This window comes from Ruegeria sp. P10 (assembly GCF_056534925.1).
In genome coordinates this window covers 180,830-204,332 of sequence record NZ_JBQERJ010000009.1, presented here as the reverse complement: position 1 = coordinate 204,332, position 23,503 = coordinate 180,830, and the positions used below count along the sequence as shown (strand labels likewise).

The following is a 23,503-nucleotide window of genomic DNA, read 5'->3' as shown; positions in this document are numbered from 1 at the left end:
TTGCGCCCACCTGCCATCCGACACTGGAATTTGAACGTCCGGATTGTGCGGTTTTCGACCTGCCGCACATGCGAAAGACCGAATCTCGCTAAACGGCAAGAATGGGCTCTTACCTCCTATCGATGCCCGCCGCAGAGAATGTCTGCTCTGAGCCCAGAGCAGACCCAACGCGCCATCCTTTCTTTGCAAGTGCAGCATCTCAGTTTGCCCAACGAACAGCGCATTCCGTCATCAGACCTAGATCTTGCTACCCGGCCCCGAGCTTGTCGGCGAAACGTTTCAATTCTACGGTGTCCTTGACCACGATCTTGCCGTAGTAGGTTTCCAGAATTCCCCGGCGTTTCATGTCGCGAAAAGCGCGCTGGACAGTTGGAACCGAAACACCGACAGCCAATGCAAAGTCCATTTGTGAGATCGCAACCGAATTACCCGCATCCAGCCGGTCGTTTGCTGCCATCCATGACAATCGCCTCGCAACCAGGTCGACACCTTCACCCGTGACAATTTCTGCAACAACCTCTTGCATTTGACGCCTTAGCGCGTTGTCGTGAGCGATGATGTCGACGTAACGCCGTGGGTTTGAGTCCAAAAAGTGCATCAGTTCCCGTCTGGAAATGCGCAGCAGTACTGACGGTTGGCGCGCGATGGCCAACCCCACTGCGGGCTCGTTGGTGATCACATCCGAGAAACTGTACCACTTGCTTTGCCGACCGGATGGGTATGCCAGTTCTTCATTGTTCGGAGCAAGAAGTTGAACGTCAATCTGCCCTCGGATCAGACCATGAACATGGGTTGGAACCCGGCCACGAGGATAGAGAATCTGTCCGATTTCCAGCGTCTTTACTGCGCCTAGTTTCAGGAAATCGTCCTGAAACGCCGGGCGTCTAGTGGAAAGCCATCCGGACCCTCGAAGAATGTCACTCTGCTCTGCCGTCAGTTGTCCAGAATTCCCCATGCCGGCCCTTCAAGCACATTCTTCGCTTCATTCCCGTGCTCATGATGAAGCAATAAACATCGTAAGTTGCTCTGGTGATCAAGTCTAGTGAATCAACGCCCCCTATCATTGTTTGCGGAGAGTTGTTCGATGCAAGCATCGCCTCAGATCGGCCTGTCAGACCCAAATGCGCCGAGGTGGAAACAACCGCTCGTCACGTCAACAAGAACGGAGAAAGATGATGACCACCCGCAGAGATGTTTTGAAAGCCATACCCACTGTCGGAACAGCATTTGCTGTTTCTGCAAACGTTCTCTTGGATGATGCCGTCGCTCATGCGCAGGAGGTCGCGCCGCCGTTGGATGGCCATTTCCACCCCAAAGGCAAAGCGCCATCTTCACACACCAAGGCAATTCTGGACAAAGCGCGATCCGACCTGCCGTTTTCTGACACGCAGGATTTTGACGAACAAAAGCGCGGATTGATCGCAGAAATGCCCGAGAAGCAGATCATGGCGGATGCTGGTCATGTCGCCTGGGACAAAGAGCGGTTCGACTTTCTGAACTCGGACGAAAATTTTGACAGCATCCATCCTTCGATGCAGAGAATCTCGCGCCTGAACCAGAACTATGGGCTCTACGAGGTCATCCCCGGCATCTACCAGGTGCGCGGTTTCGACCTTTCGGACATCTCATTCGTGCGCGGCAAGACCGGCTGGATCGTGATCGACCCTCTGGTTTCGGCAGAAGTGGCGCGGGCGGCATGGGAGTTGTTCCAAGAACATGTGGGTGAAGGGCTGCCTGTGACGACGGTGATCTACTCGCACAGCCACGGCGACCACTGGGGCGGTGTTCGTGGTGTCGTCGACGAAGCCGATGTTCGGTCTGGCAAGGTCGAGATCATCGCTCCGCGCGACTTCATGGAACACACGATTTCAGAGAACGTGTATGCCGGTAACGCTATGAACCGGCGACTGTTTTACCAATATGGCCTGCTGCTGCCTGCGAGCCCACACGGATACGCTGGCCAAGGGCTTGGTCAAGGCGTCTCCGCCGGTCAGGTTGGCCTGATCGCACCGACACGCATCGTCGAAGACGATATCGAGGAGTTCGAGGTCGACGGGGTGCGGATGATCTTTCAGAACACCCCGGGCACCGAAGCGCCATCTAACATGAACACCTATTTGCCGGACATGAAAGCGCTCTGGATGGCAGAGAACGTCACCGCGACGGTTCACAACATCTACACGTTGCGCGGTGCGCCGGTGCGGGACCCGTTACGTTGGTCGAAATACATTTCACGGGCGCTGCACCTTTATGGGGAAGAGGCCGAGGTGATGTTCTATTCGCACCATTGGCCGCGCTGGGGAAATGATCGCATTCAGACCATTCTGCGCGACCAACGTGATGTTTACGCCAACATGAACAATCAAGTCCTGCATTTCGTAAACAAGGGCGTGACGATCAATCAAATCCACAACGTTTATGAGTTTCCGAAAGGACTACAGGATAAATGGCATTGCCGCGGCTATCATGGGTCAGCAGCCCACAACAGCCGGGGCGTGGTGCAGCGCTATATTGGGTTCTGGGATTGCAACCCGGCCACGCTGATCCCGCCGTCGCCGGAGGACAGTGCCCCGCTCTATGTCGAGATGATGGGCGGTTCGGACGCGATCATCGCGCGTGGGGCCGACTTACATGACAAGGGCGACTACATGCTGGCGACCGAAATCCTGAACAAGCTGGTTCAGGCCGAACCGCGCAACATGGCGGCGCGGAACCTGCTGGCGGATGTCTACGAACAGCTTGGCTACCAGCAGGAAAACCCGGGGCTGCGCAATTCGTTCCTGTCCGGCGCGTTCGAATTGCGCTCGGGCATTCCCGGCGGGGACATTCCGGATACCTCCAGCCCAGACGTGATCCGCGCCATGTCGACCGAGTTGTTCCTAAACTTCCTCGCCATTAAGATGGACGGTCGCAAAGTTGAAGGGCATGAATTCACCATGAACCTCGTCACTCCGGACAATGGCGAGAAGTTCCTTGTCGAACTGCGCAACAGCACGCTGACCAATGTCGAAGGGTTCATCTCTGATGCTCCGGATGTGACACTCACGATCAATCGATCAGATTTGGAGCCGGTCATGGCCGGGGAAAAATCGCTGGATGCCCAGATCGCTGATGGTACCGCAACGCTCGACGGCGATCCGACCATTTTGGGTGTTCTGGCGCAGGCGATGGTCGATTTCGATCCCTTCTTCGAAGTTCTTCCAGGCACACGTGATCCACATCATGTCGAAGCTCATTCTGACGCATTCGAAGCCGTAACGGGGCTACCCGTTATCGAGTGAGTGTCTGAAGGATCAGGTGGGAACAAGGCATGGGCGGCAAAATCGCCCGTGCAAGGCATAGATAACAAGGCCATGTTCATCCGGCAGGGTCGACTGGGTTGAACAGAACTGACGGGGGTCCGATCATGATCAAACGTTACGAATACGCTTTTTCGAGACGCCAGTATATTGCACTTCTGTCCGCGGCCTCGCTTGTCTGTGTCGCGGGTTGCGCGTCCTTGACGGCTTCGTCCGAAATCAATGAGCTCAACTCCGATCTCAGGGCCAGACTTGCGACCATCCCGGCAAGTGACAATTCGGAACTGGTGAACATCGCGCGTCAGATCGAGGCATTGTCGTCATCAATGATTGAGGCACATCTGACCTTCGTCGATGAGTTCAATCGTCTTTCGATTGATCAGAGCACAAGCAGCAGGCAACTGACCGAAGCTTCGTCCAGTTATGACGCTGATCGGCTGTCGCGACGTTCCCAGCTGCTTGGATTGCAGCAACAACTGCAAGGTTCAGTTCCAGATGAGTATTGGCCCGAGGTCGCCGAGATCCTGTACAAGAAATCGGACGTCCTGAGTGGTGGAACACGTCTGGAGATCTGAAATGCCCGTACTCATAACAATCACAGCAGTCAATTTCTTGTTTGGAGGGCCATCCGACGGCCCAGCGTCATTTCTGAACCCGGAATCCCTCAGGTCCAAGTTGAATGATGCCATCGAGCCAGAGGACAGCACCACACGCGTCGCGGCAATGCAGATTGTGGACGAGCTGGTCGCAGCTGTTGAAAGCTACCAGCTGGCCGTGGATGCCGCTGCGGACAAGGCGATCCTCCAATCAAAAACCAGACAGACGTCGGCCAGATCTACTGCTGTCATTTTTTCCAAGATTGACCGTAACCGAAGCCAAGCGATGCAAGACATCATACGCTTGCGGGGTCGGCTCGCTGAACTTCTGGGCCAAGGAGTCTGGTCGCGGGTATTCGAAAGCTGAATCGTCTGCGAGAAACGGGCGCGCAATCTGCTGGTATTGGCGCCGCCAATCTTTCCAAATGAGAAAACTGGAAAGGCGCAACACCCCTCTTCCGCCTTGAGGCGACGGTGGTAAGTGTCGGTGACGCAGTTCTTTAAAGCCGCTGTGCGAACCGCCAATGTCTGCTTTGTCGAGCCGTTTTTCGGTAACCAGGCCGACCGACGATTGTCGATCTTGAACCTTTCTCGCCGACTTTGCAATATCCGCTTCCTGCGCATAGCTGTCACGCCAAGATAATCAGGCTGCAACTGCGGCGAACGGCAGCAAGGTCCGCTGCCCTGCCATCTGAGAAGCGCGTGGGAATGTCCGGTTTGCGCGGTTGGCGGCGTGCCGCGCTTGCATATGCGCGCGGCTTGATCGATTGCGGCTTCGGGCTCTGAGTTCCGCTTCGGCCCCAAAGGAAAATCCTGCTGCCAAAAAGGAAGAACTATGCGTGGCGGATCAGAACTGGGAAATGGTGGAGCCTAGGGGAGTCGAACCCCTGACCTCTTGCATGCCATGCAAGCGCTCTCCCAACTGAGCTAAGGCCCCATCTAGGTACCGCTGATGCGGTGGACGGACGTTTAGGAGACAGTGACGACGAGTGCAAGTCCAAAAATGGAATCGAACGCGAATTTCCGCACTAAGCTGTCCGTGGAACGAAAAAGGCGACCCTGTGGTCGCCTTTGACTTGATCAGTTTTCGTCTTCTGAAGACATGTCGGTGATATCATCCAGCGACACGTCATCACTGGTGTCATCATCGTCATCCAGCAGATCGTCATCCAGTTCGACGTCGACAGAGTCGTCGTCATCCAGAACCAGATCCTCTTCCGACGCGTTTTCACGCGCTTTGACCGAGGCGGCATCTTCTGCATCGGCCGCGATCATGCGGCTTTTGGATGTTTCAAGCTCCACGATCTCGCCAGTGTAGGGGCTGATGATCGGGTCCTTGTTCAGGTCGTAGAATCGCTTACCGGTGGTCGGGCAAACGCGCTTTACGCCCCATTCTTCCTTGGGCATGTCAAATCCCCTTGATATCAGGTGAGTCGTCTAAATGATTCAGCTCACCTGCCACAGGCAGAGAGCACTGTCAAAGTCTTTGCGCAAGAGAGGTCGCGATATGGGAAAGCATGCACTGCCAGGGACACCACCGGTGCCGCTGAGGCTGCGCAAATCCGCCCGGGCGCGGCGCATCAGTTTGCGAATTTCTCAACTGGATGGGAGGGTTACGCTGACCTATCCGGTCGGTGTGCCTGAATCCGAGGCGCTGAGTTTCGCACGTACCAAGGAAGAGTGGATTCGCCAGCATTTGCAGGACAGGCCTGAAACGGCCGTGGTGCAGTTCGGACAGAAGATACCGATTGAAGGCGTTGTCCGGCGAATCGTGCCCGCCAAGGGTCGGCGTGTTCAGTTGATGGCGGATGAGGTCGCAGTGCCCGAAGGGGCCGAGGCACGCAGATTGGCCCGGTTTCTGAAGGAATTGGCGCGGGACCGATTGATTGGCGCGTGTGATGATTACGCGGCAATGCTGGGGCGGTCGTACAGCACGCTCGGCCTGCGCGACACGCGGTCACGTTGGGGATCATGCAGTTCACAGGGTGGATTGATGTTCTCGTGGCGGCTCATTCTCGCGCCGTCCGAGGTGCTGCACTATGTGGCCGCGCATGAAGTGGCGCATCTTGTCGAGATGAACCACTCGCCCGCGTTCTGGGAGCAGGTGGAAAGCATTTTCGGCCCCTGCCAGCAACCCCGCCGCTGGTTGCGTGACAATGGGGCAGAGCTGCATCGTTACAGGTTTGACGCAAAGCCGAGTTGACCTTGCACTGTTTTGTGATCACATAAGCGGATGTTGAGCACACGCCCGTCTGACACCCAAACTGCCACTCATGACCGGGTGTACCGAGCCCTGAGGTCTCGAATCATGCATGGTGAGATGGCGCCGGGACAGGCGCTGACCTTGCGTGGCATCGGCAAGGAATTCGGCGTCTCGATGACCCCGGCGCGAGAGGCCGTGCGCCGTCTGGCCGCCGAGGGGGCTTTGTTCCTGTCCAATTCCGGCCGGGTCTCGACACCTGAGTTGACCAACGACCGGATAGAAGAATTGGCGGCGTTGCGCGCGTTGCTGGAAGTCGAGCTGGCCAGCCGGGCTTTGCCCCGGGCGCATATTGCGCTGATCGACCGCTTGCAGACCATCAACATGACCGTTGCCGAGATGGTGACCAAGCGGGACGCGGTTGGGTACATCCGTTCAAATCTGGAATTTCACCGCACCCTTTACCTGCGCGCTCAGGCGCCCGCGATGTTGGCCATTGCCGAAACGGTCTGGCTGCAACTCGGGCCGACGATGAGGGCGCTTTACGGGCGTCTCAGGCGCACTGAGCCACCGCATTATCACAAGCTGATCATTGCGGCCCTCAAGGCCGGGGACGAACCGGGCTTGCGCCTGGCGGTCCGTTCGGACGTGACGCAGGGATTGCGCTTGCTGGTGAGCTGAGCGGCATCCCGCCGACATTCCCGCGCCTACTGCTCAAGGTTTCACCGTTCTGGCCTGTTCAGTCCGACTGGGTTACTCTTGAGGCAAATCACAAACAAGAGCAGACCACAGCCATGATCACTCGACGGACTTTTTCCATTTGCCTTGGATCAACATTGTTGGCCGCCTGCACGGGTGGCGGTGCGCCATCCAGCGCGCCTGCATCGCGTATGCGGGCTGTTCCCAATGCGGGTTGGGATGCCTGGGTTGCCGGGTTCAAGGGCAGGGCGGCATCGCAAGGTATTTCACAATCCACGATTGACCGCGCCTTTCAGGGGGCAGGGTATCTGCCCGATGTGATCGAGCGCGACCGCAATCAGGTAGAGTTCAAACGCTCGCTCGAAGACTACCTGGCCATTGCCGCCTCGGACGAGCGGATCAGCACCGGCCAGAAGATGCTGCGGCAATACAACGGGACGCTGTCGCAGATCGAGGCGCAGTACGGGGTGGACAAGGAAATCGTCGTTGCAGTGTGGGGGCTGGAAAGCCGCTATGGCGCGCGTCGCGGCGATGTGCCCGTTGTGTCAGCCCTGTCGACGCTGGCCTATGACGGGCGGCGTGGTCAGTTCTTTGAAAGCCAGTTGATCGCGGCGCTCAAGATCCTTCAGAATGGTGACACCACGCCAGACAGGATGACCGGCAGCTGGGCCGGTGCGATGGGGCACACGCAGTTCATTCCAACCTCTTACCTGGCCTATGCCGTGGATTTCACCGGCGACGGGCGGCGCGATATCTGGTCGGACGATCCGACGGATTCGCTGGCTTCGACCGCTGCTTACCTGTCGCGCGCAGGCTGGGTGCGGGGGCAGCCTTGGGGGGGCGAGGTCGGAACCGTTTCCGGCACGCCGGTCGCCGTGCTGCAACCGCAGAAACCCGGGCCGCGCATTGCCGTCTTCCGCAATTTTCAGGTCATCAAGCGCTATAACAATTCGGACAGTTACGCGATCGGGGTCGGTCATCTGGCGGACAGAATCGCCGGTGGCGCGCCGTTTCAGGCCTCGTTCGGGCCAGATGCAAACGGTCTGACATTGGACGACCGCAAGGAATTGCAACGGCGGCTGACATCCCAAGGGTATGATACGAAAGGCGCGGATGGGGTGATCGGCAAAAACACGACGTCTGCTATCAGCGCGTATCAAAGCGCCAATGGCCTGGCGGTCACCGGAGAACCCTCGGTTGCGTTGTTGCGCAGGTTGGGCGGCTGACGGTTACGCCGCCAACCCTTTCGAGCCGATATCGAGGAATTTTTGACGGCGGTCCTGTATCAGGGTCGCCGCGTCTTTGCCGTCCAGTTCCTCCAGCATATCGGTGAGAGCCGCGCGTACAGCCTCGACAGCGGCCGGACGATCGCGATGCGCGCCGCCCTTGGGTTCAGGGATGATCCGGTCGCAAACGCCAAGCTTGTGAAGATCCTGAGCGGTCAGACGCAGCGCCTCGGCCGCTTCACGCATCTTTTCTGCATCTTTCCAAAGAATCGATGCGCAACCTTCCGGCGAGATCACCGAATAGACCGAGTGTTCCAGCATTGCCACGCGGTTGGCGGAGGCAAAGGCCACGGCCCCGCCCGAGCCGCCTTCGCCGATGATGACCGACACCAGGGGCACGCCGATCTTCAGACACATCTGGGTCGAGCGGGCAATCGCTTCGGACTGACCGCGTTCCTCGGCGCCTTTGCCGGGATAGGCGCCCGCGGTGTCGATCAGGGTGATCACTGGCAGGCCGAACCGCCCGGCCATCTCCATCAGGCGCACGGCCTTGCGATAGCCTTCGGGACGGGCCATGCCGAAATTTCGTTCGATCCGCGATTTGGTGTCGCTGCCTTTTTCATGGCCGATCACCATGACGGGTTGATCGTTGAAACGTGCAAGCCCGCCGATCACCGCCAGATCATCGGCAAAATTGCGATCTCCGGCCAGAGGGGTGAATTCGGTGAACAGGGCATTGACGTAATCGTTGCAATGCGGGCGTTCCGGGTGTCGGGCGACCTGGCATTTCCGCCATGGGGTCAGGTCGGCATAAAGCTCATCCAGAAGCTTGGCGGCTTTGGCGTCCAACGCGGCGGCTTCTTCGGTTACGTCCATCTCTTCGTTGGTGCGGGCCAACGCACGCAGTTCTTCAGCCTTGCCTTCAATTTCAGCCAGCGGTTTTTCGAAATCCAGATACTGGGTCATGACGCCTCTCAACGCGAAAGTTCCCTGCTATATGGCCTGACGGTGCTCCGGATGCAACTCGGCAAGGAAGATGTTCGATTTCAGATGGGCGACTGGAAAACCGGATACTGATGGCCACCGCCAAGAAAGACCCCGCGCTGCGCGCTCTGGCCTGCACCCACGACAAACTAACGCGGCGTCTGACCCTGTACCCACCCGACACCGCGCCCGAGGATGTGCTGGCCGAAACCTGTCTGGGTCAACTGGGCCAGAGAACGGGATAGAGCGAGGCCACAAGCAGCACCGCCATTGTCCAGTTGAACGCAACCAGCCTGCGCGGGTTCGTCAGCACCCGCGACATCTGCTGCCCGAGAAAGGTCCATGTGCTCACCGATGGCAGGTTGACCGCCCCGAAAACCAACGCCACAAGCGCAATCGCATGCAGGGTCTGACTGGGCGTGTAAGCGGTTGTGGCGGTCAGGGCCATGGCCCAGGCTTTGGGGTTCACCCACTGAAAGGCGGCGGCTTGCAAAAACGTCATGGGTGTCCCCGCTGCCAAATCGCCTGCGGCTGGCGCGGCATGCGCGATCTTCCATGCCAGATAAAGCAGATAGATCACCGATACGACCTTCAGCACTGAATAGCTGACCGGGTACCGGTCAAAGACCTGAACCAGCCCTGCACCGACCAGCAGCACCATGAGCGTGAAGCCAAGGCCAATGCCCAGCATATGCGGGATCGAACGCCGAAAGCCGAAATTCGCACCCGATGCCATCAGCATCAGATTGTTCGGCCCGGGCGTAATGGATGTCACGAAGGCAAAAGCGATGAGCGCCAGAAGGATGTCGTAAGTCATGCTGCGAAGTATCGTCTGACCGGCAGCAAATGAAATTGCTTTTTCGTGCGCATTTCCGCTATTTCTGCAACTTATGATGAAGAATGATCGGATAAATCGCCAGATATTGCACGAACTGACCCGTGATGGGCGCATCAGCAATCTGGAGTTGGCCGAACGGGTCGGGCTGTCTCCGTCCGCCTGCCTGCGTCGCGTTCAAGAGCTTGAGAAGGCCGGCGTAATCACAGGCTATCGTGCGGTTCTGAAACCGGCCGCGATGGGTGTCGGCTTTGTCGCCTATATCGGGGTCGGTCTTGGTGAACACACGAAAGCGGCGCAAGAGGGGTTCGAGCGGGCCCTGCAACAAGCCCCCGAAGTGGTCGAATGCCACAACATAACCGGTACAATCGAATACCTGCTGCGTGTCGAATGCGCCGATCTGCCGTCCTACAAGACCTTCCATACCGAGGTGCTGGGAACGCTGCCTCATGTCACGTCGATCACATCCTATGTGGTCATGGGGTCACCCAAGGATCTGCGTGCTTAACCACTGGAAATGTGAAGCCACACTCTCTTGCAGCGCAAATTTTCAGGGCCTAGTGTCATCGTAATGACGTTGCCAGGGGAAACGCCCAGCCAAAACGGTACGCAAACAGGGAGATTACGATGAAACTCGTTCGAACAGTGGCGACCGCAGTTGCCATCTCGGTCATTGCCGGGGCTGCTTTGTCTGCCCCGTTGAAACTGCAACCTGCCAATCCACAGCCATCTCCGAAGGCGGGGTTGAATGTCAAATATTCTGGTACAGGCAATCAACACAAGAAGATCCGGGATCTGAGTCAGGCAAAAAGCATGCTGTCTAAGGCGAAGCCCGGAAAGCCGTTGCGCGGGTTGGATTACAGGGACACCAGCAAGGGTGAGGATGTCTTGACCTTCGACCAAGCCTACAACGTTGCCGCCGAGGTCACAGGCTATATGCGCTTTGACTCACCTGGCGTTTACGAGCTGGAAACCTGGTCGAATGATGGGATAGAGGCTTGGGTTGGCGGTCAGCAGATTGGCCGGGTAAATGGCATTCAGGGCTGTGAAGCCAATCAACGCACCGAAGTGGAAGTGCCCAAGGCGGGCTGGTATCCATTGAAGATCGTCTATTTCCAGAAACTGGGAACCTCTTGCCTGATGATGAAGTCAGGAAAGAAGGGGGAACGCTTCACATGGACGCCCAATGACGTTTTTGGCCGTTGAAGAATTTGAAAGGGGCGCTCGATGGAGCGCCCTTTTTATGGCTTAGCAGCCCGCCGCAATCAGTTCGGCCTGCGCCACGATGACTTCGGCCTGCTTGATTGAGGCGATGTCGACAAGGCGGCCTTTATAGACGGTTGCACCCTCACCGTTGGCTTTGGCCTGTTCCATTGCGGCCAGGATTTCGCGCGCCTCGGAAACGGCCTCATCCGACGGGGTAAAGACCTGATTGGCCAGTGCAATCTGCTTGGGGTGGATCGCCCATTTGCCGACCATGCCCAGCGTGGCCGAGCGTTTCGCCTGAGCGATGTATCCCTCATCATCGCTGAAATCCCCGAATGGCCCATCCACTGGCAGCACCCCATGGGTGCGGCAGGCGGCAACGATGGCGGCTTGGGCCCAGTGCCACGGATCGGACCAGTGTTTTTCACCCTCGCGCAGCATGTAATAGTTTTCCTGTGTGCCGCCGATGCCCGTGGTCTGCATTCCCATCGAGGCCGCAAAATCTGCGGCTCCAAGGCTCATGGCCTGCAAGCGGGGAGAGGAGGCTGCGATCTCTTCCACATGCGCGATACCGGCTGCGGATTCGATAATGACCTCGAAGCTGATCGGTTTGGTCCGGCCCCTGGCGCGTTCAATGGCGGTGACAAGGGCATCCACGGCATAGACATCCGATGCGCAGCCGACTTTGGGAATCATGATCTGGTCCAGACGGTCGCCTGCCTGCTCCAACACGTCGACAACGTCACGATACCAATAGGGGGTATCCAATCCGTTGATGCGAACGGACATGTATTTGTTGCCCCAATCAACAGTGTTCAGGGCTTCGATGACATTGGCGCGGGCTATGTCCTTGTCCGAAGGAGCAACCGAATCCTCAAGGTCAAGGTTGATCACATCCGCAGCAGAAGCTGCCATTTTCGGGAACAGTTTGGTATTCGATCCCGGACCAAACAGTTGGCAGCGATTGGGTCGTGCAGGCGCGGCGGGTTGGATGCGAAAGCTCATCTGGACCTCGTGTGGGTAATGAAATTGCGATTTTCTCGCCCAAAGAGGTATTAAATTGCGCAACCTGGCGCAAGGGAGATTGTGCATCTGCGGCAATGCGGGTGCAGAATGCTGCGTGTCAGCAGCTGGGAAGTGGTGATTAAAGTTTAATCATTTTAAAAACTTCGAAGAATTTTGCGTCTTTTGTGTCCGTGGCGCAAGAATGTCGCGTACCTGCCGTGTTTGGCGGACCAAAACGCGAAACGCTCGTTTAAACGCTTCTCTAGCTTAGGCCGGAATCAAAGGAGTGACCGCAATGATCGAGACACCGTACCTGCTGTTTTTGGGCGATGCGCCCGACCAATTGGCGGCCAAAGTGGCTGTGGGCATCAAGGATTGGCGCCCGGAAAACGCCGTCGGCCAATATCGTATGGACGGCTGCAAGGCTGATCTGGGTCTGAAGGATATGACCCTGACCGAGGCCAAAGCGGCCGGCGCTAAAACGCTGGTTATCGGTGTCGCCAACCGTGGCGGTGTGATCAGCAACGCCTGGAAAGAAGTTTTGATTGAAGCGCTGGAAATGGGCTTTGATCTGGCTTCGGGCTTGCACAACCTGCTGCGCGATGAAGGTGATCTTGTTGCCGCGGCACAAACGCATGGTTGCACCTTGCATGACGTGCGTGTGCCGACTGTCGGATACCCGATCGCAAATGGCCGAAAGCGCACTGGCAAGCGTTGCCTCGCAGTCGGAACCGATTGCTCGGCCGGCAAGATGTACACGGCGATGTCGATGGATGCCGAGATGCGCAAGCGCGGCATGAAATCCACATTCCGTGCCACAGGCCAGACAGGCATCCTGATCACCGGGCAGGGTGTTCCGCTGGACGCGGTCATTGCAGACTTCATGGCTGGCTCGGTCGAATATCTGACACCGGACAATGACGAGGATCACTGGGACCACATTGAAGGGCAGGGGTCGCTGTTCCATGTCTCTTATTCGGGTGTGACCATGGCGCTGATCCATGGCGGGCAGCCCGACGCACTGATCCTGTGCCACGAACCGACCCGGACCCATATGCGTGGTCTGCCCGAGTATTCCCTGCCGACACTGGCGCAATTGCGTGACACGGCCCTGCCGCTGGCGCGGATTGCAAATCCGGCCTGTCAGGTTGCGGGTGTGTCGGTCAACACGCAGAACCTGAGCGAAGACGACGCCAAGGCTTATCTGGCCAAGGTCGAGGAAGAGCTGGGTCTGCCCGCAACCGACCCGTTCCGCTTCGGTGCCGGTAAGCTGGTGGACGCGCTGGCCGCAATGTGATCTGAACAATGCGCCGGTGGCGGGGGTGTTTCGCCTCCGGCGTGAGTATTCCGGAAAAGATGAAGGAGCGGGTGCGTGCAGATAGAGGTCTCTCGCGATGTGTTTCAGTTGGCGCAGGTGTTTACCATCTCGCGCGGGTCACGGACCGAAGCAAAGGTGCTGACGGTGCAGGTGTCGGACGGAACGCATCAGGGCTGGGGCGAATGCGTCCCTTATGCGCGTTATGACGAAACGCTCGAGTCGGTCGAGGCCGAGATCGCCGGTCTGCCTGCTGAGTTTAGCCGTCGGTCGCTGATGGACCTGCTGCCTGCCGGTGCCGCCCGGAACGCCGTGGATTGTGCTTTGTGGGATCTGGAAAGCAAGCGCGCAGGAAAACGCGCCTGGGATTTGGCGGGCCTGCCGGTGCCCGGACCCGAGATCACGGCCTATACTCTGTCGTTGGATACTCCGGAGGCAATGCAGTCTCAGGCGGCCGAGAACGCGCACCGCCCGCTTCTGAAGATCAAGCTGGGCACGCCAGATGACATGCCCCGGCTCGAGGCCGTGCGCGCAGGTGCTCCGAACGCCAGGATCATCGTGGATGCGAACGAAGGCTGGTCGGCCGAGGTTTACGCCGACCTCGCCCCGCATCTTGTGCGTTTGGGCGTGGCACTGGTCGAGCAGCCATTGCCGGCCGGTGACGACGACGCTTTGATCGGAATGGACCGCCCGGTGCCCGTCTGCGCCGACGAGTCCTGCCATGATCGCGCCAGCCTGCCCGGGCTTAAGGGGAAATACGATGTCATCAACATCAAACTCGACAAGACCGGTGGCCTGACCGAGGCGCTTGAACTGCGCAAAGCCGCAATCGCGGAAGGGTATGACATCATGGTCGGCTGCATGGTTGGCAGTTCGCTTGCCATGGCACCCGCGACACTGTTGGCGCAGGGTGCGGTGGTGACGGACCTTGACGGCCCGCTTCTGTTGGCCGAAGACCGCGACACCCCGCTGATTTTTGACGACGCCGGAGTTCACCCGCCCGAAGCGGCGCTCTGGGGCTGAGGAGACAAACATGACCCGAACCGTTTATGTAAATGGCGAATACCTGCCCGAGACCGAGGCCAAGGTATCCATCTTTGACCGTGGCTTCCTGTTTGCAGACGCGGTTTACGAAGTGACCAGTGTGCTGGATGGCAAGCTGATCGATTTCGAGGGTCACGCGGTGCGCCTGAAGCGGTCTCTGGACGAGCTGGAGATGGCCGAGCCCTGCACCAAGGAAGAGCTGCTGGAAATCCACCGCAAGCTGGTTGATCTGAATGGCATCGAAGAGGGCCTGGTTTACCTTCAGGTTTCGCGCGGCAGTGACGGCGACCGGGATTTTGTCTTCCCTTCGGCCGATACCAAGCCAAGCCTCGTTCTGTTCACCCAGAACAAGCCCGGGCTGGCTGACAGCCCGGCGGCACGGAAAGGTGCCAAGATCATCTCTATCGAGGACATCCGTTGGGGCCGCCGCGACATCAAAACCGTGCAACTGCTTTACCCTTCGATGGGCAAGATGATGGCCAAGAAAGCGGGGTGCGACGATGCATGGCTGGTCGAGGACGGCTTTGTAACCGAGGGCACCAGCAACAACGCCTATTTCGTCAAGAACGGCAAGATCGTGACTCGCCCGCTGTCCAACGACATCCTGCACGGGATCACTCGCAAGGCCGTGCTGCGCATGGCAGCCGAAGCACAGATGGAAGTTGAAGAGCGGCTGTTTACCATCGACGAAGCCAAAGAGGCTGATGAGGCCTTCACGACCTCGGCCAGTGCTTTCGTGATGCCGGTGGTTGAAATTGACGGAGTCACGCTGGGTGATGGTACACCCGGTCCGATTGCCAAACGCCTTCGTGAAATTTACCTGGATGAAAGCCGAAAGGCCGCGATCTGAAGAAATACCACGTTGGACGGCGTTGCGGTAAATTGCTGCGGCGCCGTGTCGACATCAGTCGGGTCCAAGGGGCCGTGAATTTCGCTGTAAATCCCGCCAAGCATGAGCAGTTCACATACGGCTTTCGGCCGAAAGGCAGGTCACTTACAAGGTTGAGCCGGAACACTGGTATTATCGTCGGACCAGTTCCTGCTGTGTCACAGGAATATGGTTGAAGGCGGGGTTACCCGACCTTGAAAGGGCTCAGGCTTTCCTGAAACTGTTCGATGAATTCCAGTGTTACCAATGACGGTTGCTTCAAAATTGGACGCACCAACGAGAGGGTATGCGTCAAGGACGGCTTGAACGGCCGATAACTCAATCCCCACGACGTGTATTGGACAGCATCCAGTTCGCTAACGACCGAGACACCAACACCTTCCAGCGCCAATTCACATGCTGCCGTGAACTGCCTGACCTCGATATGCGAGTTCAATTCGACATTGGCATGTTGAAACACTTTTGAAAGCCGCCCGAAAAAGTCGCTGTCGCGTCGGGTGTGGATGATTTTGCTGTGTGCAAGATCCGCCGGAGTAATTTCGGACAGGCCTTCCAACTCGTGCCCAGTGGGGAACACGCACACCGTGCGAACGTCGATGTTCCTGCTTTCTACGGCCGGATGACCGTGAAAGCTGTCAGTGATTCCGAAATCATACTGCTCGCCGATCATCCATTCCAGAATGCGTTCAGGTCTGTCAGGTTCGATCGTCAGGGTGACACCGGGCCGATCCTTCAGGAAACCGGCGACGACTTTGGGCAAATGGCTGGTGGCAAATCCCGGCAGGCACGCGACACGGATGTGCCCTGCTTTGCGTTGCGTGATATCCTGGCTGACATCCGAAATCTGTCTCATCAATTCGAGAACGCGCTCGACACTTGGCAAGAGATAGCGAACCTCCTGCGTTGGCACCAATCGGCCTTCCCGGCGGTCAAAAAGCTGAAACCCAAGCGATTTTTCAAGATCGGACAGCAATCTGCTGACAGCTGGCTGGGTCACGCCCAGATCAGCCGCTGCGGCCGTGACAGACCCGTTGGTGGTCACGGCCATCAGGGCCTCCAACTGCCGAACTCTCAGAATTTGACTCATTGCTGATCCCGATCTGCTGCGCCATTTCATAACACTATGTTATTTTTTCACCAAGTAGATAGGCCTTGAATTATATTTTTGTAACGTTAACGTCGTGAAATCGTCATGTGGGCCGTTTACGCGTTGCGGTCGGTATTCAACGAAGCATCAACCCTGATGCATGGGAGGAATCATGAAAAAGAATCTGCTTGGCGCTCTTGCCATCACCACGGCCTTGTCCCCCTTGGCGGCAATGGCGCAAACCGAAGTCCAGTTCTGGCATGCCTTCACCGGTCGCCTTGGGGAACTTGTCAAAGGACAAGTTGAAGAATTCAACGCCAGTCAGGATGAGTTCGTCGTGGTCGAAAGCCACAAGGGCAACTACTCGGAAACCCTGAATGCCGGGATTGCTGCATTCCGGGCCGGTGAACAGCCACATATCCTGATGGTGTTCGAAGTCGGCACGGCGACAATGATGTCAGCCAAAGGGGCGATCAAGCCGGTCTATGAGGTGATGGCCGAAAGCGGCGCGTCTTTTGATCCCGACGCGTATATTGGCGCCGTCAAAGGCTACTACACAACCACTGACGGAGAGATGCTGTCGCTTCCCTTCAACTCCTCGACGCCGGTCCTGTGGGTCAACCGCGATGCCATGCAAGCGGCGGGTGTTGATCCGGACACGGATCTGTCCACTTGGGAAAAAGTCGGCGAAGTGCTCGAGCAGCTGAAGGCAGGTGGCGAGGATTGCCCGCTGGTGACAGCATGGCAAAGCTGGATTCACCTTGAAAACCTTTCAGCCTATCACGATGTTCCCTTTGCCTCACGGGACAACGGATTTGCCGGTCTGGATACCGAGCTGATGCTGAACGGTCCGGTGCAGGTTGCACATCTGACCGCGATGGGTGACTGGGCCAAGGACGGCAAGTTCATCTATACCGGCCGCAGAAACGAAGGTGGTGCGAACTTCCGGTCAGGCGAGTGCGCATTGTTCACCGAAAGTTCGGCCGGATACGCCGGCATCAAGGCAGAGGCCGAGTTCGATTTCGACGTGCGTCCGCTGCCCTATTGGGAATCCGTAACCAGTGAGCCGCAAAACACCATCATCGGTGGCGCGTCTCTTTGGGTAATGGAGGGTCATGAGCCGGAAGAGTACAAGGGCGTCGGAGAGTTCCTGAGCTTCCTGTCATCACCTGATGTACAAGCGGCCTGGCACCAGAACACCGGTTACCTTCCAATCACGACAGAAGCGGGTGAGGTTACGCGTGCCGCCGGTTTTTATGACGAAAACCCGGGCACCGACGTCGCAGTGATCCAGATGACCACGAAAGAGCCGACCGCAAATTCGAAAGGCTTGCGCTTGGGATCGTTCGACCAGATCCGGGGCATCATCGACGAAGAGCTTGAGGCGATCTGGTCCGGTGAGAAGACCGCTCAGGAAGCGATGGACAGCGCGAAGGAGCGCGGCGATGCGTTGCTGCGCCGGTTCGAATCCGCCAATCAATAAGTCGTAACGTCATGCGGGCCCTTTCGGGGCCCGCATTTTCTTTCTTCGGTGGGTTTTCAGGATGGAAAAACGCGTCACCTTTCGCGGCTGGCTGTTGCCATTGGCGTTGATCGCCCCTCAGGTCATCATTTCCGCTGTTTTCTTTTTCTATCCCGCCGGTCAGGCCATCTGGCAGTCGCTGTTCATACCTGACCCGTTCGGGCTGTCGTCCCAGTTCGTGGGGCTCGGCAACTTTGAATTCCTGCTGAGTGACAAGTTTTATCGCGCCTCCTTCGTGACGACGGCGGTGTTTTCCACGCTGGTCACGTTGTGCTCGATGATCCCTGCCTTGTTTCTTGCGGTCATTGCGGATCGATTGATCAAAGGGTCCGGGGTCTATCGGACGTTGCTGATCTGGCCCTACGCTGTTGCCCCTGCGGTTGCGGGCGTTCTGTGGCTGTTCATGTTCAACACGCGCGTCGGCGTCGTGTCATGGTATCTTGGCCAGCTTGGATATGACTGGAACCACGTTCTGAACGGCACCGAGGCCATGGGGCTGGTGGTCGTTGCCTCTGCCTGGGGGCGCATAAGCTATAACTTCCTGTTCTTTTTCGCTGCCCTGCAATCCGTTCCAAGATCCGTGATCGAGGCGGCGGCGATTGACGGCGCGCATTTCTGGCGCCGATTCTTCACGATCGTGCTGCCGCTGCTGTCGCCGACGGCGTTCTTCTTGCTGGTGGTGAACGTCGTTTATGCCTTCTTCGAGACCTTTGGCGTGATCCACACGATCACCGGCGGCGGGCCGCAACAGTCGACAACAATTCTTGTCTACAAGGTATTCTCGGACGGGTTTGTGGGGCAGGACCTCGGCTCGTCTTCGGCGCAATCGGTCATCTTGCTGATCGTCGTGGGCCTGTTGACGGTCATCCAGTTCAAATACGTGGAAAAGAGGGTGCATTACTGATGGCGGCCCAACAACACGGAATGGTCGAAAAAAGCGGCGCGGGCATCTGGTTGTCCCATGCCCTCATGATCCTCGGTGTCCTGATCATATTTTTCCCGATATGGCTTGCCTTCGTGGCTTCGACCGTGACCCAGGCCGAGATCGTCTCGCCACCGATGCCTGTCGTGCCCGGCGATCAGTTCTGGGTGAACTACAAGGCGGCGCTGTTCTCGGGGGTAAATGTGCCCGTTGCCACGATGCTGTTCAACAGTCTGGTGATGGCAATCGGAATTGCAGTCGGCAAAATCATCATCTCACTGCTGTCCGCTTTCGCGATTGTCTATTTCCGCTTTCCCGGACGAACGACGTTCTTCTGGCTGATCTTCCTGACCCTTATGCTGCCGGTCGAAGTCCGCATCGTTCCGACGTTCGAAGTTGTCGCCGGGTTCGGCATGCTCAACAGCTATTACGGGCTGATCTTTCCCCTGATTGCCTCGGCCACGGCAACCTTCCTGTTCCGTCAGTTCTTTCTGACCATCCCCGACGAGCTTGCCGAGGCAGCCCGGGTCGACGGCGCGCGACCGATGCGGTTTTTCATCGATATCGTCGTCCCCATGAGCCGGACCAACATCGCCGCACTGTTCGTGATCCTGTTCATCTATGGGTGGAACCAATATCTTTGGCCGCTGCTGATCACGACCGATCCCGAAATGAATACCATCGTGATGGGTATCAAGCAGATGTTCCCGTCCGGTGACGACTTTGCGCATTGGCCGACGATCATGGCGACGTCCATTCTGGCGATGATCCCACCGGTCATCGTGGTGGTGTCGATGCAAAAGCTCTTTGTCCGTGGCCTTGTCGATAGCGAGAAGTAAGAAATGGCAACAGTTACCCTAGAGAATGTCAAAAAGAGCTTTGGCCCGACGGATGTGATCCACGGCGTTGATGTCGATATCGCCGATGGAGAGTTCATCGTGATCGTCGGCCCGTCAGGCTGCGGCAAGTCCACATTGTTGCGGATGGTGGCGGGGCTGGAAACGGTCACGTCCGGGGAAATCCGGATCGGCGGTGAACGCGCCAATGACAAAGAGCCCATGGATCGCGACATCGCCATGGTGTTCCAGAACTACGCGCTCTATCCACATATGTCCGTGCGTCAGAACATGGGGTATGGCCTGAAGATCGCGGGGCTGCCCAAGGCTCAGATCGATCAAAAGGTGACCCAGGCGGCTAAGCTGTTGCAGCTTGAACCTTTGCTGGATCGCAAGCCCAGGCAATTGTCCGGCGGTCAGCGCCAGAGGGTCGCGATGGGCCGGGCCATTGTCCGCGAGCCCGCTGTTTTCCTGTTTGACGAGCCGCTCTCGAACCTGGATGCCAAGCTTCGTGTTCAGATGCGTCTGGAAATACGCGAACTTCAGGAAAAACTTGGGATCACGTCACTTTACGTCACGCATGACCAGGTCGAAGCAATGACGATGGCGGACAGGATGATCGTGATGAACGGCGGCATCGCCGAACAGATCGGCACGCCGCTCGAGGTCTATGAAACTCCACAAACGCTGTTTGCCGCGCAATTCATCGGCAGCCCGGCAATGAACATATTCGAAGCACGGCGCCAAAACGGGGCGGTCAAGATCGGAGAAATCGAAGTCGGCCCCTCTGGGGGTCCGGACTGCGCCGTGAAGCTTGGCATAAGACCGGAGCACCTGTTGTCGGATGACAACGGCCCGCTTGAAGCCGCGATTCAGATGGCTGAACCGCTTGGGGCCAACACGTTGCTGCACGGTCACCTGTCGGGCTCTGAAAGCGCGATCACGGCAAGCCTTCCCGGTGTCCACCCGATCGAAGGACGCCATCCGATTATGCGGTTCTCGGTGGCACCTGAGAACATGCATTTGTTTGACCACGCGACAGGCAAAAGGCTGGAAGGCTGATGGAGTCTCAACAGGTTGAGGCCTTTCGCGGCGGGGAGAACCTGATCCGGGTCGTGGGGCATCGAGGGGCACGGGGCGTGTTGCCTGAAAACAGCATGATCGGCTTCGACTTTTCACTTTCCATCGGCGTCCCGCTTCTTGAATTTGACGTTGTCCTGACAGCCGATGATGTGCCGGTCATTACGCACAATCATCGTCTGCATTCGGCCAGTTTCCGTGATTGCAATGGCCTGTTTCTGACCGGGGAAGAGCCAAAAGTTTCCTCGCTGACTTACGAACAGATCCGACAATTCGATATTGGGCGTCTGGACGGCCATTCCGCCTATGGCCAACGCTTCCCGGATCAGGCGCAAATAGACGATGTTCGTGTTCCAAGGCTGTTGGATCTGCTCGATTTGGTCAATGACCCGAATTACAGTGATGCCCATTTGATGCTCGAGCTGAAGTCGGACCCCGACGTGGCCCATGATGCGCTTTACCGGGAAAACTTTGTCCGCAGAGTACTTCGGGATGTTCGCGGCAAGGGTTTATCTTCGCGCGCGGTGCTTCACAGTTTTGATTGGAACCTGTTGGCGGAGTGTCAGAGGCAAGCTCCGGAAATACCTTCATCCTACCTAACGCAACTTCCGGATAATGCCGACGATGTTGGCGAGGATTCCTCAAAATCCGTTTGCCCGGACTTTCGTGGCCGTCGCGACGAAATTCCAAACTTGGTAAAGCAGGCTGGCGGTTCGCTTTGGTGCCCGTACTTTGCGGATGTTACACCCGAAAACGTCAAGCGCGCAAAAGAGCTGGGCCTGTGCGTCGTCGTGTGGACAGTCAATGAACACGAAGATATCGGCAGGATGATCGATCTGGGAGTGGACGCAATCGTATCCGACTATCCCGGGCGGGTTCAAAGACAACTGTCGGAGTCAGGCTTCCGTTGGCAGTAGCGTACCGGTGATCCCGGCACCCCGAGGGTGACGTGGATGAATTTCTTGCGCCGATTGAAAATTGCCTCAAACAAAGGCCCTTCAGCCCGTTATCGCTCAGGATCAGTATGTTTTTTCAACATGATTTGATGAGAGCCTTTGCTCAGGACACCGTTCTTGGGCCCGCGGCTGACGGAAATCCGGAACGCTGCCCCCATTTCTCTGAGCGTTACGCTTGCGGTTGTCGGGATAGTGTTCCGTACCTTTGGGCGATGAAGAAGAATTGATACCTGCACATCAGTTCGTTCAATGCCATCAGGTTTTTTGGTATAGGTTTCGGCCATCGCTGGTCACAACCGTCATCGACGGGCCGGCGCCCCTGACGAACAGCGCCAAAAATTGAGTCACATTAACAACAATCTTGGGTTTGCTACAGTTCTGTCTCTTTTCCGCCGGAATTTGTGCTGATAAGGAAAAAATTGAGTGTTGGGGTGTTGGTAAGTGCGAGTGGGCAGATGAGAGCCGGAACAAACGGTCAAATAGCTATTACTTGGTGTCAGACGGAAATTGATGGGCTAGAAGACGCGCCCCTTTCCTGTATGACGGTCGGAGCAGCATGGTCATGGCGTGGACAAGCAATCGTCATGAGTGAGACTGCCGAGCAAAGCATCGGAAAAATCGGAAATGTCGGGGGCGTTTCCAGCCCGGTGACCAGCCACTTTCCTATTGTCCGTGAGATTTCGGGCGATGTGACCGGAACCCTTACCCTTACCAACGGTGCGCAGAAGTTCTCTGCCAAGCTTGTTGCCGATGGCAACAATACGTCGCGGGCTCTTGTGTTCGAAGGCGCTTGCCCGCCACGGGACGAAGAGTTCTGGATTGTCGAAGTGACCGAGCTTGCGATGATCCCAAACCCCGCCGCGAAAAGCGGCGCGACGGTAGTTTCTTTCCCGACCTCAAACTAGGACTTCAAGCCGCCGCCTGGCGGTTTGGGTGCGGAGCCCGGTCCGCTGGTTGTCTGCCCTGATCGTTTTTCTGAACTTTGCGGGATGTTGTGTTGACTCCGCCAGCATTGCGGATATAAGCGCGGCTTCATTGGTGTTGGTGGCCCCCGCAAGGGGATGCCTGTCATGGGGGAGACCTCAAGAGGACAACGCCCTTCATAGTGGCCCGTCAGGGCTTCGACCTAACGAAGGAGATCAGCCGTGACCAAACGCACGTCTGCCAAGTACAAAATCGACCGCCGGATGGGCGAAAACATCTGGGGTCGTCCGAAATCCCCGGTCAACCGTCGCGAATACGGCCCCGGCCAGCATGGCCAGCGCCGCAAGGGCAAACTGTCTGACTTCGGTCTGCAACTGCGCGCCAAGCAGAAGCTGAAAGGCTACTACGGCGACCTGACCGAGAAGCAGTTCCGCCGCATCTACGCTGAAGCCGAGCGTGTGAAGGGCGACACTGGTGAGAACCTGATCGGCCTGCTGGAGCGCCGCCTGGACGCTGTGGTCTACCGCGCCAAGTTTGTCGCAACTGTTTTTGCCGCGCGCCAGTTCGTGAACCACGGCCACGTCAAAGTGAACGGCGAGCGTGTCAACATCCCGTCCTACCGCGTCAAAGAAGGTGACGTGATCGAGGTGCGTGACAAATCCAAACAACTGGCTGTTGTCCTGGAAGCCGTCGCACTGGCCGAGCGTGACGTTCCTGACTACATCGACGCCGATCACTCGAAAATGACCGCGACGTTCGTGCGCGCGCCGGGCCTCAGCGATGTGCCTTACCCGGTCGTCATGGAACCGAACCTGGTCGTCGAATTCTACGCGAAGAACTGATCTTCGCCGAAATCGAATTCCGAAAGGCCGCGCTTT

General features: G+C 57.4%; 25 protein-coding genes and 1 tRNA gene. 19 read left to right on the top strand and 7 right to left on the bottom strand.

Annotated elements, in window-relative coordinates; genetic code table 11:
• Window positions 1–247: 247 nt before the first annotated feature.
• A complete protein-coding gene (locus ACR0FB_RS16245; RefSeq protein WP_480605676.1) occupies window positions 248–955 on the bottom strand; it encodes a Crp/Fnr family transcriptional regulator in 708 nt (235 codons plus the stop codon).
• A gap of 220 nt (window positions 956–1,175) precedes the next feature.
• On the opposite strand from ACR0FB_RS16245, the gene ACR0FB_RS16240 reads away from it, so the two are divergent.
• The 3 genes from ACR0FB_RS16240 (at window position 1,176) to ACR0FB_RS16230 (ending at window position 4,262) form a co-directional block, all read left to right on the top strand.
• A complete protein-coding gene (locus tag ACR0FB_RS16240) occupies window positions 1,176–3,281 on the top strand; it encodes an alkyl/aryl-sulfatase (protein WP_480605679.1) in 2,106 nt (701 codons plus the stop codon).
• Window positions 3,282–3,406: 125 nt separating this feature from the next.
• Window positions 3,407–3,874 carry a hypothetical protein gene (locus tag ACR0FB_RS16235; RefSeq protein WP_480605681.1) on the top strand — a complete coding sequence of 156 codons (468 nt, stop codon included), beginning with the start codon at window positions 3,407–3,409 and terminating at the stop codon, window positions 3,872–3,874.
• A 1-nt stretch (window position 3,875) separates the two neighbouring features.
• Window positions 3,876–4,262, top strand: a complete 387-nt coding sequence (locus ACR0FB_RS16230) for a hypothetical protein (protein WP_480605684.1) — start codon at window positions 3,876–3,878, stop codon at window positions 4,260–4,262.
• Window positions 4,263–4,756: 494 nt separating this feature from the next.
• Here the strand turns inward: ACR0FB_RS16230 and ACR0FB_RS16225 are convergent.
• Window positions 4,757–4,832: transfer RNA gene (locus tag ACR0FB_RS16225), tRNA-Ala, on the bottom strand.
• A gap of 143 nt (window positions 4,833–4,975) precedes the next feature.
• Window positions 4,976–5,302 carry a TIGR02300 family protein gene (locus ACR0FB_RS16220; RefSeq protein ID WP_171634574.1) on the bottom strand — a complete coding sequence of 109 codons (327 nt, stop codon included), beginning with the start codon at window positions 5,300–5,302 and terminating at the stop codon, window positions 4,976–4,978.
• A 100-nt stretch (window positions 5,303–5,402) separates the two neighbouring features.
• Between ACR0FB_RS16220 and ACR0FB_RS16215 the strand changes: the two genes are divergently transcribed.
• The 3 genes from ACR0FB_RS16215 (at window position 5,403) to ACR0FB_RS16205 (ending at window position 8,020) form a co-directional block, all read left to right on the top strand.
• Window positions 5,403–6,098: a M48 family metallopeptidase gene (locus ACR0FB_RS16215; protein WP_480621288.1), complete on the top strand. Its 696-nt coding sequence runs from the start codon at window positions 5,403–5,405 to the stop codon at window positions 6,096–6,098.
• Between the two features lie 30 nt (window positions 6,099–6,128).
• Window positions 6,129–6,776 carry a GntR family transcriptional regulator gene (locus ACR0FB_RS16210; RefSeq protein WP_170346010.1) on the top strand — a complete coding sequence of 216 codons (648 nt, stop codon included), beginning with the start codon at window positions 6,129–6,131 and terminating at the stop codon, window positions 6,774–6,776.
• Window positions 6,777–6,889: 113 nt separating this feature from the next.
• Window positions 6,890–8,020 (top strand): lytic murein transglycosylase, encoded by a 1,131-nt coding sequence (locus ACR0FB_RS16205; protein WP_171634569.1) that lies wholly within the window; start codon window positions 6,890–6,892, stop codon window positions 8,018–8,020.
• A 3-nt stretch (window positions 8,021–8,023) separates the two neighbouring features.
• Here ACR0FB_RS16205 and ACR0FB_RS16200 read toward each other — a convergent pair whose 3' ends face one another.
• Window positions 8,024–8,986, bottom strand: a complete 963-nt coding sequence (locus ACR0FB_RS16200) for an acetyl-CoA carboxylase carboxyltransferase subunit alpha (RefSeq protein WP_480621286.1) — start codon at window positions 8,984–8,986, stop codon at window positions 8,024–8,026.
• 110 nt (window positions 8,987–9,096) lie between these two features.
• Between ACR0FB_RS16200 and ACR0FB_RS16195 the strand changes: the two genes are divergently transcribed.
• The gene (locus ACR0FB_RS16195) at window positions 9,097–9,249 is read left to right on the top strand and encodes a hypothetical protein (RefSeq protein WP_171722719.1); all 153 of its coding nucleotides are present in this window, start codon (window positions 9,097–9,099) and stop codon (window positions 9,247–9,249) included.
• Here the strand turns inward: ACR0FB_RS16195 and ACR0FB_RS16190 are convergent.
• Window positions 9,225–9,821, bottom strand: coding sequence for a LysE family translocator (locus ACR0FB_RS16190; protein ID WP_171118858.1), 597 nt, complete (start codon window positions 9,819–9,821; stop codon window positions 9,225–9,227). The two genes, ACR0FB_RS16195 and ACR0FB_RS16190, sit on opposite strands and share 25 nt — an antisense overlap.
• Before the next feature lie 73 nt (window positions 9,822–9,894).
• On the opposite strand from ACR0FB_RS16190, the gene ACR0FB_RS16185 reads away from it, so the two are divergent.
• Both ACR0FB_RS16185 and ACR0FB_RS16180 read left to right on the top strand, forming a co-directional pair.
• The gene (locus ACR0FB_RS16185; protein ID WP_171634561.1) at window positions 9,895–10,347 is read left to right on the top strand and encodes an Lrp/AsnC family transcriptional regulator; all 453 of its coding nucleotides are present in this window, start codon (window positions 9,895–9,897) and stop codon (window positions 10,345–10,347) included.
• 119 nt (window positions 10,348–10,466) lie between these two features.
• Window positions 10,467–11,045 (top strand): PA14 domain-containing protein, encoded by a 579-nt coding sequence (locus tag ACR0FB_RS16180; protein WP_171722721.1) that lies wholly within the window; start codon window positions 10,467–10,469, stop codon window positions 11,043–11,045.
• A gap of 42 nt (window positions 11,046–11,087) precedes the next feature.
• Here the strand turns inward: ACR0FB_RS16180 and ACR0FB_RS16175 are convergent, their stop codons facing one another.
• Window positions 11,088–12,050 (bottom strand): L-malyl-CoA/beta-methylmalyl-CoA lyase, encoded by a 963-nt coding sequence (locus tag ACR0FB_RS16175; protein WP_171722722.1) that lies wholly within the window; start codon window positions 12,048–12,050, stop codon window positions 11,088–11,090.
• A gap of 295 nt (window positions 12,051–12,345) precedes the next feature.
• On the opposite strand from ACR0FB_RS16175, the gene dgcN reads away from it, so the two are divergent.
• The 3 genes from dgcN (at window position 12,346) to ACR0FB_RS16160 (ending at window position 15,259) form a co-directional block, all read left to right on the top strand.
• Window positions 12,346–13,347: an N-acetyltransferase DgcN gene (gene dgcN / locus ACR0FB_RS16170; RefSeq protein ID WP_210092758.1), complete on the top strand. Its 1,002-nt coding sequence runs from the start codon at window positions 12,346–12,348 to the stop codon at window positions 13,345–13,347.
• A 75-nt stretch (window positions 13,348–13,422) separates the two neighbouring features.
• On the top strand, window positions 13,423–14,388 hold the full coding sequence (gene dgcA / locus ACR0FB_RS16165; protein WP_171722724.1) for an N-acetyl-D-Glu racemase DgcA: 966 nt from the start codon (window positions 13,423–13,425) through the stop codon (window positions 14,386–14,388).
• 10 nt (window positions 14,389–14,398) lie between these two features.
• The gene (locus ACR0FB_RS16160; protein ID WP_152459035.1) at window positions 14,399–15,259 is read left to right on the top strand and encodes a D-amino-acid transaminase; all 861 of its coding nucleotides are present in this window, start codon (window positions 14,399–14,401) and stop codon (window positions 15,257–15,259) included.
• Window positions 15,260–15,482: 223 nt separating this feature from the next.
• Here ACR0FB_RS16160 and ACR0FB_RS16155 read toward each other — a convergent pair whose 3' ends face one another.
• Window positions 15,483–16,385 carry a LysR substrate-binding domain-containing protein gene (locus ACR0FB_RS16155; protein WP_210092756.1) on the bottom strand — a complete coding sequence of 301 codons (903 nt, stop codon included), beginning with the start codon at window positions 16,383–16,385 and terminating at the stop codon, window positions 15,483–15,485.
• A 172-nt stretch (window positions 16,386–16,557) separates the two neighbouring features.
• On the opposite strand from ACR0FB_RS16155, the gene ugpB reads away from it, so the two are divergent.
• The 7 genes from ugpB (at window position 16,558) to rpsD (ending at window position 23,467) form a co-directional block, all read left to right on the top strand.
• On the top strand, window positions 16,558–17,868 hold the full coding sequence (gene ugpB / locus ACR0FB_RS16150; RefSeq protein ID WP_209832246.1) for a sn-glycerol-3-phosphate ABC transporter substrate-binding protein UgpB: 1,311 nt from the start codon (window positions 16,558–16,560) through the stop codon (window positions 17,866–17,868).
• Between the two features lie 61 nt (window positions 17,869–17,929).
• Complete coding sequence (ugpA, locus tag ACR0FB_RS16145; RefSeq protein ID WP_152459032.1) at window positions 17,930–18,811, top strand: sn-glycerol-3-phosphate ABC transporter permease UgpA; 882 nt, start codon at window positions 17,930–17,932, stop codon at window positions 18,809–18,811.
• Between the two features lie 20 nt (window positions 18,812–18,831).
• Window positions 18,832–19,668 carry a sn-glycerol-3-phosphate ABC transporter permease UgpE gene (gene ugpE, locus ACR0FB_RS16140; protein WP_209833663.1) on the top strand — a complete coding sequence of 279 codons (837 nt, stop codon included), beginning with the start codon at window positions 18,832–18,834 and terminating at the stop codon, window positions 19,666–19,668.
• Window positions 19,669–19,671: 3 nt separating this feature from the next.
• The gene (locus tag ACR0FB_RS16135) at window positions 19,672–20,727 is read left to right on the top strand and encodes a sn-glycerol-3-phosphate import ATP-binding protein UgpC (RefSeq protein WP_171722727.1); all 1,056 of its coding nucleotides are present in this window, start codon (window positions 19,672–19,674) and stop codon (window positions 20,725–20,727) included.
• The gene (locus ACR0FB_RS16130; protein WP_480485614.1) at window positions 20,727–21,662 is read left to right on the top strand and encodes a glycerophosphodiester phosphodiesterase family protein; all 936 of its coding nucleotides are present in this window, start codon (window positions 20,727–20,729) and stop codon (window positions 21,660–21,662) included. The genes ACR0FB_RS16135 and ACR0FB_RS16130 overlap by 1 nt, the downstream gene beginning before the upstream one ends.
• Before the next feature lie 623 nt (window positions 21,663–22,285).
• Window positions 22,286–22,606 (top strand): hypothetical protein, encoded by a 321-nt coding sequence (locus ACR0FB_RS16125; RefSeq protein WP_480621283.1) that lies wholly within the window; start codon window positions 22,286–22,288, stop codon window positions 22,604–22,606.
• Window positions 22,607–22,846: 240 nt separating this feature from the next.
• Window positions 22,847–23,467, top strand: coding sequence for a 30S ribosomal protein S4 (rpsD, locus tag ACR0FB_RS16120; protein WP_480621281.1), 621 nt, complete (start codon window positions 22,847–22,849; stop codon window positions 23,465–23,467).
• The last annotated feature ends 36 nt before the right edge of the window (window positions 23,468–23,503 follow it).